At 71.8% G+C, this 12,138-nt stretch carries 10 protein-coding genes; 2 read left to right on the top strand and 8 right to left on the bottom strand.

The features are described 5' to 3' along the window. Window positions 1-180 precede the first annotated feature (180 nt). From AB0A97_RS08955 to AB0A97_RS08945, 3 genes are all read right to left on the bottom strand, one after another. Window positions 181-444, bottom strand: a complete 264-nt coding sequence (locus AB0A97_RS08955) for a hypothetical protein (RefSeq protein ID WP_361146579.1) — start codon at window positions 442-444, stop codon at window positions 181-183. 84 nt (window positions 445-528) lie between these two features. Then, the gene (locus tag AB0A97_RS08950; protein WP_361146576.1) at window positions 529-1,269 is read right to left on the bottom strand and encodes a helix-turn-helix domain-containing protein; all 741 of its coding nucleotides are present in this window, start codon (window positions 1,267-1,269) and stop codon (window positions 529-531) included. Window positions 1,270-1,440: 171 nt separating this feature from the next. Then, a complete protein-coding gene (locus AB0A97_RS08945; RefSeq protein WP_361146573.1) occupies window positions 1,441-2,388 on the bottom strand; it encodes a diiron oxygenase in 948 nt (315 codons plus the stop codon). A 171-nt stretch (window positions 2,389-2,559) separates the two neighbouring features. Here AB0A97_RS08945 and AB0A97_RS08940 point away from each other — a divergent pair, with 171 nt between their 5' ends. After that, complete coding sequence (locus tag AB0A97_RS08940; RefSeq protein WP_361146571.1) at window positions 2,560-3,684, top strand: ferritin-like domain-containing protein; 1,125 nt, start codon at window positions 2,560-2,562, stop codon at window positions 3,682-3,684. 55 nt (window positions 3,685-3,739) lie between these two features. Here the strand turns inward: AB0A97_RS08940 and AB0A97_RS08935 are convergent, their stop codons facing one another. From AB0A97_RS08935 to AB0A97_RS08920, 4 genes are all read right to left on the bottom strand, one after another. Next, entirely contained in the window at window positions 3,740-4,621 is an 882-nt protein-coding gene (locus AB0A97_RS08935) for an ATP-binding cassette domain-containing protein (protein ID WP_361146569.1), read from the bottom strand. Between the two features lie 132 nt (window positions 4,622-4,753). Next, window positions 4,754-5,257, bottom strand: a complete 504-nt coding sequence (locus AB0A97_RS08930) for an HD domain-containing protein (RefSeq protein WP_361146566.1) — start codon at window positions 5,255-5,257, stop codon at window positions 4,754-4,756. Window positions 5,258-5,325: 68 nt separating this feature from the next. Beyond that, on the bottom strand, window positions 5,326-6,780 hold the full coding sequence (locus tag AB0A97_RS08925; RefSeq protein WP_361146564.1) for a penicillin-binding transpeptidase domain-containing protein: 1,455 nt from the start codon (window positions 6,778-6,780) through the stop codon (window positions 5,326-5,328). After that, complete coding sequence (locus AB0A97_RS08920) at window positions 6,777-8,306, bottom strand: FtsW/RodA/SpoVE family cell cycle protein (RefSeq protein ID WP_361146562.1); 1,530 nt, start codon at window positions 8,304-8,306, stop codon at window positions 6,777-6,779. Before AB0A97_RS08920 ends, AB0A97_RS08925 begins: the two co-directional genes overlap by 4 nt. 802 nt (window positions 8,307-9,108) lie before the next feature. Here AB0A97_RS08920 and AB0A97_RS08915 point away from each other — a divergent pair. Continuing rightward, window positions 9,109-10,347, top strand: coding sequence for a cytochrome P450 (locus tag AB0A97_RS08915; protein ID WP_361147360.1), 1,239 nt, complete (start codon window positions 9,109-9,111; stop codon window positions 10,345-10,347). Window positions 10,348-10,584: 237 nt separating this feature from the next. Here the strand turns inward: AB0A97_RS08915 and AB0A97_RS08910 are convergent, their stop codons facing one another. Next, window positions 10,585-11,817: a cytochrome P450 gene (locus AB0A97_RS08910; protein ID WP_361146559.1), complete on the bottom strand. Its 1,233-nt coding sequence runs from the start codon at window positions 11,815-11,817 to the stop codon at window positions 10,585-10,587. Between the last annotated feature and the right edge of the window lie 321 nt (window positions 11,818-12,138).

The raw sequence follows: 12,138 nt of genomic DNA, 5'->3' as shown, positions 1-12,138 counted from the left end.
GAAGGTGCTGGAGGGGGCCGCCCCTGCGGGGTGGGGCCTTGCCAGGGAGGCGCAGAAGCGGCTCCCCCTGGGCAGGCAGCAAACAGGACTAGACCAGTAGTGTCAATGGTCCGGACCAAGTGGGGGTGGCGGGCGGCCGAGGTTACCGCCCCGTACGGCCGGTGCGCGTCGGCCGTGCGGTCAACGACGCCTCGTCCACGGCCACTTCGGGCCGCCCGGCGGCCGGCCCGCCGGGTCGTACTCGTACTTCCAGCCCCGGGGCAGGCCCAGCCGCCCCACCCGGCCCGGCGCACGCCGGTACAGGTGCACCGTCGGCGGGCGGCCGTCGTCGTTCGGTACCGGGATCTCGTACGTCTTCGGCGGCTGGCCGGTCGCGCCGACGAGGACCGGCAGCACCCGCCCGTCCAGCGGGCCGCCGACGAACGGGGTGTTCTCGCTTCTCACCCCACCAGTCTCACATCGATGGACAGCCCGGTGAAAGCGCAGGTCAGGCCAGCCGGAGCGGAAACGCGCCGGAGTGGCCCCGGCTCACAGGAGATGGGCCGCGTCGGCCACGATCGGCAGGATCCGCCGGGCCAGCTCGCCGACCGGCCCCTCGGCGGTCTCCATCGCCAGCGCCGACCGCGCCACCCGCGCGGCCTGCTCGTCGGTGGCCGCCGTCGCGGTCAGCAGCGCGACGAAGTGGTCGACGAGCCAGTCCCGCAGTTCGTCCAGCGGCGGCTGCTTGTCCTCGTCCAGCCAGATCAGGGAGGCGGCCTCGACGGCCGTGATCCACGTACGGACCGCCATCCGCAGCCGGGGCGAGGGGGACGCGGCGCCGAGGTGGTGCAGGATCTGCTCGGCGGCGGTGCGCCGCACCTCGTCGACGATCGCGGACGTCCGGGCCGTCTCGACGACGCTGCCGCCCTGGAGGAGGGCGCTGAACCCCGCGTCGTGCTCGTCGACGAACGCCAGATAGCGGTCGAGCGCCCGCCCGAGGCGTCGGGTCAGCGGACCGTCCTCCGGCTCGTCGAAGCAGCCCTCCAGTATGTCGGCCGCGCTGCGCAGGGCGGCCTCGTACAACTGCTGTTTGCCGCCGGGGAAGTAGCGGTAGACCAGCGGCCGGGACACCTGCGCGGCGGCCGCCACGTCGTCCAGCGACACGTCCTCGGGGGCACGCTGGGCGAACAGGCTCAGGGCGGCGGTCAGGAGTTGGGAGCGGCGCTGCTCGACGCTGAGCCTGCGGTAGGCGGGTCGGGGTACTGCTGGGGCGGTGCCGCTGCCGTTCATTCCAGCAGCGTAACCGGCCTGCGGGGAAAGCGCCGGGGCGGGTACGGGGGGCCGGGTGCGTCCGCGTGCGCGGTCCGCGTCGCGCCGGTGCGCCCCGGGCCCGCACCGGACCCGGGGCACGCCGGTGCGGCGCCGGGCGCTCCGGCCCGAATCGCCGCCGCGGTCCGGCGGTTACGCCAGCAGCCCCGAACTCTTCCAGAGCTTGCGGCCCACGCCGCGCAGGACGCCGATGTCGTCGAGGAACTCCGTCAGCCGGCCCGCGCCGGACTGCATCACCTCGCGGCGGTGGCCGCTGGCCTTCACCTGGGCGACCGCCTCCCGCCGGTCCAGCCCGACGTTCGTGTAGACCTGCGGGTTGACGAAGGCGATGGAGAAGACGCGGGCCGCCTCGCCGCAGCTGACGCGGGTCAGTTCCTGCTCCCAGCGCGGCGCGGTGACCATCTGGCGGCGCAGTTCCTCGCGGGCGTACCGGACGTGACGGGCCTCCTCGACGACGTGGATGCGGGTGACGCCGCGCACGATCGTCTGGACCCGCTCGTCCGGGAAGGTCAGCCGCTGCATCCAGTCCAGGATCTCCTCGCCGAGCAGCGTGCAGGCGAACGAACCGGGCGTCGTGGAGACCGTCTTGAGGATGCGCGCGAGATTGTGGTTGAGGCGGGAGACGGGGTACGCGGGCGCCTCGCCCTTCTGGATCATGCGCGCGAACATCTTCGAGTGCCGGCACTCGTCGGCTATCTCGGTCAGGGCGTAGCGGACGTGTGCGCTGGTGACGGACTTGTCGTAGATGTGCCGTACCAGTAGCTGCATCAGGATGATCTCGAACCAGATGCCCAGCGAGGCCAGGGAGGCGGCCTCGTGCCGGGACAGCTCCATCCGCTGCTCCTCGGACATCTTCTTCCACATCGGGGTGTCGTAGAGGGACACCAGCTCCGGCGGCCAGAACCACTTGCCCTCTTCCAGGGGCGCGTCCCAGTCGAGTTCGGTGTCCGGGTCGAAGGAGTGCTTCGCGGAGGAGTCGAGCAGTCGTTCCGCCACCTGCTCGCGGTCCTTGAGCAGCCCGAGGGCGTCCCGGAGGACGTCCGGCTCCGTCACGGTGTTCGCTGTCGTCACGGTCGTCATGGCTGTGGCTACCTCGCTCGTGGGTTACCCGCGGTCACGTCTTATGAGACTGCTTGTCAGCAAGCCCGTCAATCCCCTGCGCGCGAATTGTTGACCCGCCGGTAAGTCCGTGTGAGCCTGCCAACGACCGTCTCCGGTACGGGGGCCGGGAAGCGAAGCGAGGAGGCACAGGTGTCGAGCCGCGAGCTGTACACACAGGACCCGGGCGCGGAGCGGTGGACCGTACCGGCGGGCAGTCCGGCCCGTCTGAGCTGGGAGTACGACGACGGCCGCGAGCGGCTGCTGGCCCTCTACCAGAAGGGCAAGGACAAGCAGTGGGACGCCGGCCTGCGCATCGACTGGGCGCAGGAGGTGGACCCGTACGACCCGCTCGGTACCCCGGACGAATCGGTTTCCCTGTACGGCACGCCGTACTGGGACCGGATGTCGGACAAGGAACGCGGTGAACTGCGGCAGCACTACGCGGCCTGGCAGTTCAGCCAGTTCCTGCACGGTGAGCAGGGCGCGATGGTCTGCGCCGCGCGGATCGTGGAGACCGTCCCCGACCTCGACGCGAAGTTCTACTCCGCGACCCAGACCATGGACGAGGCCCGGCACGCCGAGATCTACAGCCGTTTCCTCAAGGACAAGATCGGGATGCTCTACCCGGTCAACGACAACCTCCAGGCGCTCCTGGGCGACACCCTCAGGGACTCCCGCTGGGACATGCCCTACCTCGGGATGCAGGTACTGATCGAGGGCCTCGCGCTGGCCGCCTTCGGCATGATCCGCGACACCACCACCCAGCCGCTCCCCCGGCAGATCCTGACCTATGTCATGCAGGACGAGGCCCGGCACGTCGCCTTCGGGCGGCTGGCACTGCGCGACTACTACAAGCAGCTCTCCGACGCCGAACTGCGCGAACGCGAGGAATTCGTCATCGAGGGCTGCTACTTGATGCGCGACCGGCTGCGCGGCCTGGAAGTCCTGGAGAACTTCGGCGTCCCCCGCCGGGAAGCCGCCGACCTCACCGAGAACTCGGAATTCCTCCACCTCTTCCGCAAACTGCTCTTCAGCCGCATCGTCCCGTGCGTCAAGGACATCGGCCTGTGGGGCGAACGCCTCCAGCGCGCGTACGTGGACATGGGCGTCTTCGACCTCGGTGACTCCAACCTGGATCAGCTGATGGCCCAGGACGAGGAACTGGCCGAACGGCTCGACGCGGAGCGCTTCGCGGAGGAGGAGCGCGCGCGGGCCGGTGAGGTGACGGAGACGATCGCACGGGGGGAGGAAGGGGAAGACGGGGACCCGGCCTGAGAGCGCGGCCCGGCCGCGTACCGCGCCGCGCTGTCAAGGCTGCTCAGTTGGACGGTCAGCGGCGCCCCGAGCGCGCCAGCCACCGGCCGTCGTGGCGGGTCACCTCCACGGGCCGGCCGAAGCACGCCGTCATGCGCTCGCCGGTGAGGACGTCCGCCACCGGGCCCTGTGCCTGCACGCGGCCCTCGCGCAGCAGCAGTGCGTGGCCGATGGCGGGGGAGAGCTCCTCCAAGTGGTGGGTGACGGTGACCGTCGACAGGCCGGGGCGGCCTTCGGCCAGGCGGTGCATGGTGTCGATCAGGTCCTCCCGGGACGGCAGGTCGAGTGCGTTGAACGGCTCGTCCAGGAGGAGCAGCGACGGGTCGGCCATCAGCGCACGGGCGATGAGGAGACGGGCCCGCTGGCCGCCGGAACACACACCGTACGGCCGGTCCGCCAGATCCTTGCACTCCAGCTCGGCCAGCAGTTCGTGCGCGCGCTCACGGGTGGTGTCGTCGTACTTCCCCCAGAGCGGCTGCACGGTGCCGGTCGCACCGGTCAGCACCACGGTGTGGCCGGCCGCGTCCTGAGGCACCTTCTGCGCGCTGGACACCAGGCCGATCGCGGCGCGCAGTTCGCGTACGTCGACGGTGCCGAGGCGGTGGCCGAGCACCTCGACCGCACCGGTCGTGGGGAACATCAGCGCGCCGACCAGCCGCAGGACGGTGGTCTTGCCCGCGCCGTTGGCGCCGAGCAGGGCCCAGTGCTCGCCGGTGCGTACGGTCCAGTCGATGCTGTCGAGGATGACCTGCCCGGTGGTGAGACGGCGGACGCTCGCGTCGTGGAGGGCCGCGACGACCCGGCTTCCGGGGGCCGAGGGGGCTGAAGGGGCCGAGGGGGCTGAAGGGGCCGAGGGAGTGGTGGGGGCGGTGGGGTCCGAGGGCTCCGAGGTGGTCATGGCGGGCAGGCTAGCTGTAGGGGGCAGCTTTGTGGGGGTGGTGTCCGGGGTGTGGACCGGGGGCGGGCCGGGCGGCGCCGGTGGCGTCTCGCGCCGACGCCGGGAGCCGGCCCCGGGCACCCCGGCGGCGCCTCACGCCAGCCCCAGCAGCCCCCGGACCCGGCGGTACTTCACGGTCAGCCGCTCCCGCGTCGCGGCGTCCAGCACCGCGAGCCGCGCCGGGTCCGCGTTGTGCGCCAGGTCCGCTTCCTTGATCAGCAGCGCGCCCGGCGTGGCCAGGATGCGGGCCGTGTACGCCTCGACCGGTTCCCCCGGTCGCTTGGTCACCGCGCGGACCATCGCCTTGGTGCGCGCGGTGAGCGCGGCGCCGGCCAGCCACGCGGGCGTGAGCGCGCCGTCCTCGACCGCGTCGTGCAGCCAGGCTGCGGCAACCTGCTCGTCGCTGCCGCCGCGCGCCCGTACGCCCGCGGCCACCGCCGCGAGGTGCTCCGCGTACGGGCGGCCGGCCTTGTCCGTCTGCCCCTCGTGGGCCCGGCGGGCCAGCGCCTCCACCTCGGTGAGCGTCAGGAGGGCCCGGTCACCGGCCCGCTGTCGGTGTCCCGGCTGTCCTGGACGTGCGTGTCCCGGCTGTCCCATGCGTCCCCCTGCGCATCGTGGCTTCGGCTTTCCGCGCGCTCCCGTGCGTTCCCGTACGCCCCCGTACGTCACCGTAGCGCGGCCCGCATCACCGCGCGGGCGATCGGCGCCGCGCTGCCGCCGCCGCTGATGTCCGCGCGGTCGGCGGCCGCGTCCTCGACGACCACCGCCACGGCCACCGCCGGGTCGGCCGCGCCGTCCTTCTTCGCCCAGGAGACGAACCAGGCGTACGGCGTGCCCTTGTTGTCCACCCCGTGCTGGGCGGTGCCGGTCTTGCCGCCGACCGTGGCGCCGTCGATCGCGGCGCCGGTGCCGGTACCCCGCGTGACCACGCCGGTCATCATCTCCTGGAGGTGCCGCGCGGTGCCGCGGCTCATGGCCCGGTGCAAGGTCTTCTGCCGGGTGACGGAGACCGTGGCGCCGTGCGCGTCGGTCACCTTGTCCACCAGATAGGGGGATCTGACCTCGCCGTCGTTGGCCACGGCCGCGGCGACCATCGCCATCTGGAGCGGGGTGGCCGTCGTGTCGTACTGGCCGATGGCCGAGAGGGCCAGCTGCGCGTCGTCCATGTCGGTGTCGAAGACGCTGCGGGCCGCGGTGGAGGGGATCTTCAGGTCCGCGTCGTTGAAGCCGAACTTCTCCGCGGTCCCGGCCATGCCGTCCAGACCGACGGCCACGCCCAGGCGGGCGAAGACGGTGTTGCAGGAGACCTCGAAGGCGTGCCGCAGCGACGCGTTCGCGCAGCCGCCCGCCTCGTTGGTGAGCCGGGTCGACGTCCCCGGAAGGGTGTACGGGTCCGGAGCGCCGGTGGCCGCGTCGATGTCGGTGACCTTCCGGTGGTCCAGCGCCGCCGCGGCCGTGACCACCTTGAAGGTGGAGCCCGGCGGGTACGTCTGCTTCAGGGCCCGGTTGATCATCGGCTGGCGGTCGCTCCGGTTGAGCCGGTTCCAGGTGTCGGCCACGGACCGCTCGGTGCCGGACAGGTCGTTCGGGTCGTACGACGGCGTGCTGACCAGCGCGAGGATCTTGCCGGTGCGCGGCTGCACGGCGGCCACCGCGCCCTTCTTGCCGCCCAGCCCCTCGAACCCGGCCTGCTGCACCGCCGCGTCGACCGTGCTGACCACGTCCCCGCCCGGCTGCTGCGCGCGGCTGATGTCGGTCCACAGCGGGACCGGCGCGAGCTGCGGGTCGGTGCCGGACAGCACGTCGTCCTCGGCGTTCTCCAGCAGCGAGGTGCCGTAGACCTGGGAGGCATAGCCGGTGACGGGCGCGTACAGCGGCCCCTCGGCGTACGTCCGCTCGTACCGTAGCTGTCCGCCGCTGTCGCGCGAGCCGGTCACCGGCTCGCCGTCGACGAGGATGTCCCCGCGCGGCTGGCTGTAACGGGCCAGCGCGGCGCGCCGGTTGGCGGGATTGTCGTCGTAGCGCCCGGCCTCGAAGACCTGGACGCGGGCGGCGTTCAGGAGCAGCGCCACGAGCAGGATCAGGCAGAAGACGCTGGCGCGGCGGATGTAGCGGTTCACCGGTGGCTGCCTTGGTCGTCGGAGGCGTCTTGGTCATCGGGGGCGTCGGGGGTGTCGTCGCGGTCGTCCTCGGCTCCGCCGCCGCCCCTGTATCCGTATCCGTACGGGAGGTCGTCCTCCTCGCACGGTGGGGCGGAGGCGCCGGTCCGGGCGCCTGCGGGGCCCGCCGCCGCGATCACCCCGGTCTCCGTGGCGTCCGGGTGCGGTCTGCGGGCGCTGTCGCTGACCCGGATGAGCAGCGCCACGATGACCCAGTTGGTGACGACGGACGAGCCGCCCTGGGCGAGGAACGGCATCGCCATGCCGGTCAGCGGGATCAGGCCCATCACGCCGCCCGCGATGACGAAGACCTGGACGGCCAGGAGGGAGGCGAGGCCCACGGCCAGCAGCCGGCCGAACGGGTCGCGCAGCGCCAGTCCGGCCCGGAAGCCGCGGGCCACCAGGAGCGCGTAGAGGAGGAAGAGGGCGGTGAGGCCGGTCAGGCCCAGTTCCTCGCCGTAGGTGGCCAGGATGAAGTCCGACTTCATGGCGAAGCCGATGAGGGCGGAGTGGCCCTCGCCCAGGCCGGTGCCGAGCAGGCCGCCGGCGGCGAAGGCGAACAGCGACTGGGCGAGCTGGCTCGCGCCCCGGCCCGCCGTGATGCTCGCGAACGGGTGCAGCCAGTCCGCGACCCGGCTGTGCACATGCGGTTCGAGGACACCGACGGCGGCGGCACCGGCGGCGGCGAGCAGCAGGCCCACCGCGATCCAGCCGGTGCGGCCGGTGGCCACGTACAGCAGGACGACGAAGACGCCGAAGAAGAGGAGCGAGGTGCCCAGGTCGCGTTCGAGGACCAGGACGCCGACGCTGACCAGCCAGACGGCGACGACCGGGCCGAGCACCCGGCCGGTGGGGAACTGGAGCTTCCACATCCGCTTGCCCGTGTGGGCGAGGGCGTTGCGGTTGGCCGCCAGGTACGCGGCGAAGAAGACGGTGATGAGGATCTTCGCGAACTCGCCGGGCTGGAAGGAGAAGCCCGCCACCCGGATCCAGATCTTGGCCCCGTTCACGGCGGGGAAGAAGATCGGGACGACCATCAGGGCCAGGCCGGCGGCGACCGACACATAGGCGTAGCGCTGGAGAGTGCGGTGGTCCCGCAGCAGCAGGACGACGGCGGCGAACAGGCCGACGCCGAGTGCGGACCAGACGAGCTGGGTGGGGGAGGCCCGGTCCGCGGGCGTCTCCAGGTCGAGCCGGAAGATCAGCAGCAGTCCGAGCCCGTTCAGCAGGATGGCGATGGGGAGCAGCAGGGGGTCGGCGTACGGTGCGCGGAACCTGACGGCGAGGTGACCCAGGAGGGCCAGCGCGGCCAGGCCCGCCCCGTAGCTCGCGGCGTCGCCCGGGACGGCGTTCTGCCGGGCGAGCCCGACGTCGATGTACCCGCAGACGCTGATCAGGACGGCGCCGGCGAGGAGGGCCAGTTCGGTGCCCCGGCGTCCGGGCATCCTCAGGCCCGGTGGGGGAGCGTCCGCCGTGGGTGCGGTCATGACAGGCAACGTAGCAAGCGTTGGGGCTTATGTCCTTTATGTCGGGTTGGGCGGGGTGGGTGTGGTGCGGCGTGGCCGCCGGTCGGTGGGTCGTGTCCGCCGACCGGGGGAGTGGTGGGTGGGCAGGAGTCGCGCGCACGGCTGTGCGCAAGGGGCGTACGGGCGCGGTCGCCCGGAGAGCGGGCCCGGCGGCGCCCCGGGCCGCGGGGGCGGGCGGGCACGATGCCGGGGCCGGGCGGGTACGGTTTCCGCGGCCGTACGGCGTCGGACGGGCCCGGTGGTGTCCGGCCACCTCCCCGGCCGGGCGGGGTGGACGCGTGGAACGGTGCGCGGGTTGCCTCGTTCGCCCGTGACGGAAACGGTGGGCCGCGCACCCCGCGTACGGTTGGCTTTCATCCATGACGCCCGGCAGCTTCACGACCCCGGCGGCGCGTCGTGGCGCGGCGGCCTACTGGCCCGCGAGCAGGGCCGGTTCGCGCGGACCGGGCCGTGCCGCGGCCGCCTCCGGGGAAGCCCCTAGGGGGCGAACAGGGGTTGTTCCGTGATTGCGCGCAATGGCAGTTTGTAAACTCGCCCTCAAGACCACGCGCACACATATACAAGGCTGAGCTCGTCACGCTGGATGCGGCCGACCGGTCCATGGCGCACGTCACATCCGCGAACGCCGAGCGGATGTCCCGGCGTTCGGCAGCCCTTACCGGGGCCCGCCGAGGGCGGGTGACCGTCCCCCTCGACGAAAGGCAGTATTAGCGTCATGACGACTCTCCGTTCCCGGATCATCGCCTGGGCCGGCCGCCTGTATATGGCAAGGACACGGAAGAAGGGCTTCGACCTGTCTCGGATGTCTTTCTTGCCCGAGTCTGTGTTGATGCCGCTGCGGCGGGACGGACTGGACCCGGTGGGCGAGCTGGCCACGGTGCGGGAGAAGGAGCCCATCAGCAAGCTGCCGGTGCCGATCGCCGCCAATGTGTGGCTGGTCACCGGTTACGACGAGGTCAAGGCCGTCCTGGGCAAGGGCAACGCCTTCAGCTCCGACTTCACCAACCTCATCGGGCAGGCCGGCGCCAGCACCGACCAGAACCCCGGCGGCCTCGGTTTCGCCGACCCGCCGGTGCACACCCGGCTGCGCCGTCTGCTGACGCCCGAATTCACCATGCGCCGCCTCAACCGGCTCACGCCCCGTATCCACGAGATCGTGGAGGAGCGGCTGGACGCCATGGAGAAGGCCGGCGCCTCCGGCGACCCGGTCGACCTGGTGGAGATGTTCGCCCTGCCCATTCCCTCGCTGGTCATTTGCGAACTCCTCGGAGTTCCGTACGAGGACCGCGCGGACTTCGAGCGGCTGAGCGCCGCCCGCTTCGACCTTTTCAGCGGCGCCAACGCCTCCTTCGGCGCCATATCGGAATCGCTCTCGTATTTCCGTGAGGTGGTCAAGAAGCAGCGGCAGAACCCGGGCGACGGCCTGCTCGGCATGATCGTCAAGGAACACGGCGACTCGGTCAGCGACGAGGAGCTGGCGGGCCTGGCCGACGGCGTCCTGACCGGCGGCTTCGAGACGACCGCCAGCATGCTCGCGCTGGGCGCCCTGGTGCTCCTCCAGGACGACTCGCACTTCGCGGCCCTCAAGGACGGCGACGAGGCGGCCGACCGCTACGTGGAGGAGCTGCTGCGCTACCTCACCGTCGTGCAGGTGGCCTTCCCCCGGTTCGCGCGCGAGGACCTGGAGATCGCCGGCGTGCCGATCGCCAAGGGCGACGTGGTGCTGTGCTCGCTGAGCGGTGCCGACCGGGACGGCAAGCTGGGCCCCGACATGGAGCGCTTCGACCCGTCCCGCAACGTGCCCTCGCACCTCGCCTTCGGCTACGGCATCCACCGCTGCGTCGGCGCCGAGCTGGCCAAGATGGAGCTGCGCGCCGCCTACCCGGCGCTGGTGCGGCGCTTCCCCGCCATGCGCCTCGCGGTGCGGCCCGAGGAACTGGCGTTCCGCAAGCTGTCGATCGTGTACGGGATCGAGTCGCTGCCGGTCCGCGTCGACGGCTGAGCCGGGTTTTCCGCGCCTTGCACGCTTAGTCGGATTCAGCGCGTTTCCTCCGCTTCACCTGCTTCGCCGGAAGGGCGAGATTCCGCCCTTCCGGTGCAGCGCAATTCACTGCTTCGACAATCGCATATTTCCCGTAAACGACTGTCCGCGACGACCGGGCACCCGGCCGCAAGGCCGAGGGCCCGGTCGTCGCGCTTCGTCTCCCGGCAGGCGGAAGTACTCCGCCCGTCCCCGGTCTCACTCCGCCCGCAGGGCCACCGGCAGGCTCGTGACGCCGCTCAGCAGGTTGGAGTAGTTGCGGCGGGTGTCGCCGCGCAGTTCCACCGAGGCGACGAGCTCGCGCAGACCGGTCAGCATGGCGGCGATCTCCGCCCGGCCGAGGTAGGCGCCGAGGCAGAAGTGCGGGCCGTACCCGAAGGACAGGTGCTTGTTGGGGGTGCGGCCGAGCAGGAACCGCTCCGGGGCGTCGAAGACCTCCTCGTCCATGTTGGCCGAGTCGCTCCACAGCGTGACGACGTCCCCGGCCCTGATCACCTGCCCCTGCCCGCCGACCGGGACGTCCTCCAGGGCCGTACGGCCGAAGTGCAGCGCGGGCGTCGTCCAGCGCAGGATCTCGTCGACGGCGGTGGCGATGTCCGCCTCGCCGCTCTTCAGGGCCCGCCACTGGGCGGGGTGTTCGACGAGGGCGAGCACCCCGCCGGTCATCGACATCCGGCTGGTCTCGTCACCGCCGATGATCAGGCTGTAGCAGTTGACCACGATCTCGTCCATGGTCAGCGGCCGGCCCTCGATGAGACCGGTGGCCAGCACGCTGACCGCGTCGTCACCCGGGTTCCTGCGCCGCTCCTCGGCCAGCGTGCCGAAGTACGCCAGGATGTCGTTGCGCGCCTGCCAGGCCGCGACGGGCGACTGGGCGGCGCCGTCGTTGCCGAGGGCCGTCGCGGTCAGCTCCAGCACCTTCGCGCGGTCCGCCTCGGGCACGCCCATCAGGTCGCAGATCGCGGTGAGCGGGATGTCCGCCGCGACGTCCCGGGCGAAGTCGCACTCCTCGCGGGCCACCGCGTCGCGGAGCAGTGTGCGGGTGGACTGCCTGATGTGGTCCACCACGCCTTCCAGCGCGCGCGGCGAGAACGCCTTGAGCAGAATCTTGCGGATGTCGGCGTGCCGCGGTCCGTCCGTCACCGCGGCCATCATGCCCGCGGCGGAATCCCCGCCCATCAGCAGCGTGGTGAGGACATTTCCCTTCTCGGACGTGAACCGCTTGTCGTCCCGGTAGATTTCGGAGACGTCCGCGTGCCGGGAAACGACCCAGAATCCCGGTGCTCCGCCGACGGAGGGGTGCCAGTAGAACGGCTGCGTCCTGCGCAGGTGGCGCCAGACCTCGCTCAGGTCGTACTCGGCGTGGGTACGCGGGTCCGTCAGGTCCAGCGTCGCTATGTCCCCCGGGCTCAGCATGATGCGGCTGGGCATGGATTCCCCCTGCTCCTTGGGCTCTTCGGCCGGAGTCGCCCAGGCGGCCGCTCCGCATTCGCACAGTAGCAACTCGCCGCGTGGCGGCGGAGGTCGTGGCCGGAGTCCCTGGACGCACTCCGCCGCCGGACTCCGTTTCCCCGCAGCACGTCCGGCCGACGGGTGCGGTAAATCGCCGCGAGGTATTCCCGGGCCATTTCCGCAGCCCCGGTTCCCGTCACCTGCCCGAGCCCTGGGCGACGCCTCTCCGTGGTGTGCTGCCCCGCGCCGGCCGGCGGACTTCGGGGCATCGGCGCCGACGGCGACGAGGGGCGTGACCCG

The organism is Streptomyces sp. NPDC045470 (assembly GCF_040646595.1).
GTDB lineage: Bacteria > Actinomycetota > Actinomycetes > Streptomycetales > Streptomycetaceae > Streptomyces.
This window is presented reverse-complemented; position numbering and strand designations above follow the sequence as displayed.

Bases quoted from the DNA above. Each gene is read 5' to 3' on its own strand.
- AB0A97_RS08920 (WP_361146562.1), bottom strand. From the start codon at position 8,306: ATGACCGCACCCACGGCGGACGCTCCCCCACCGGGCCTGAGGATGCCC.
- AB0A97_RS08950 (WP_361146576.1), bottom strand. From the start codon at position 1,269: ATGAACGGCAGCGGCACCGCCCCAGCAGTACCCCGACCCGCCTACCGC.
- AB0A97_RS08910 (WP_361146559.1), bottom strand. From the start codon at position 11,817: ATGCCCAGCCGCATCATGCTGAGCCCGGGGGACATAGCGACGCTGGAC.
- AB0A97_RS08945 (WP_361146573.1), bottom strand. From the start codon at position 2,388: ATGACGACCGTGACGACAGCGAACACCGTGACGGAGCCGGACGTCCTC.
- AB0A97_RS08935 (WP_361146569.1), bottom strand. From the start codon at position 4,621: ATGACCACCTCGGAGCCCTCGGACCCCACCGCCCCCACCACTCCCTCG.
- AB0A97_RS08930 (WP_361146566.1), bottom strand. From the start codon at position 5,257: ATGGGACAGCCGGGACACGCACGTCCAGGACAGCCGGGACACCGACAG.
- AB0A97_RS08915 (WP_361147360.1), top strand. From the start codon at position 9,109: ATGGCAAGGACACGGAAGAAGGGCTTCGACCTGTCTCGGATGTCTTTC.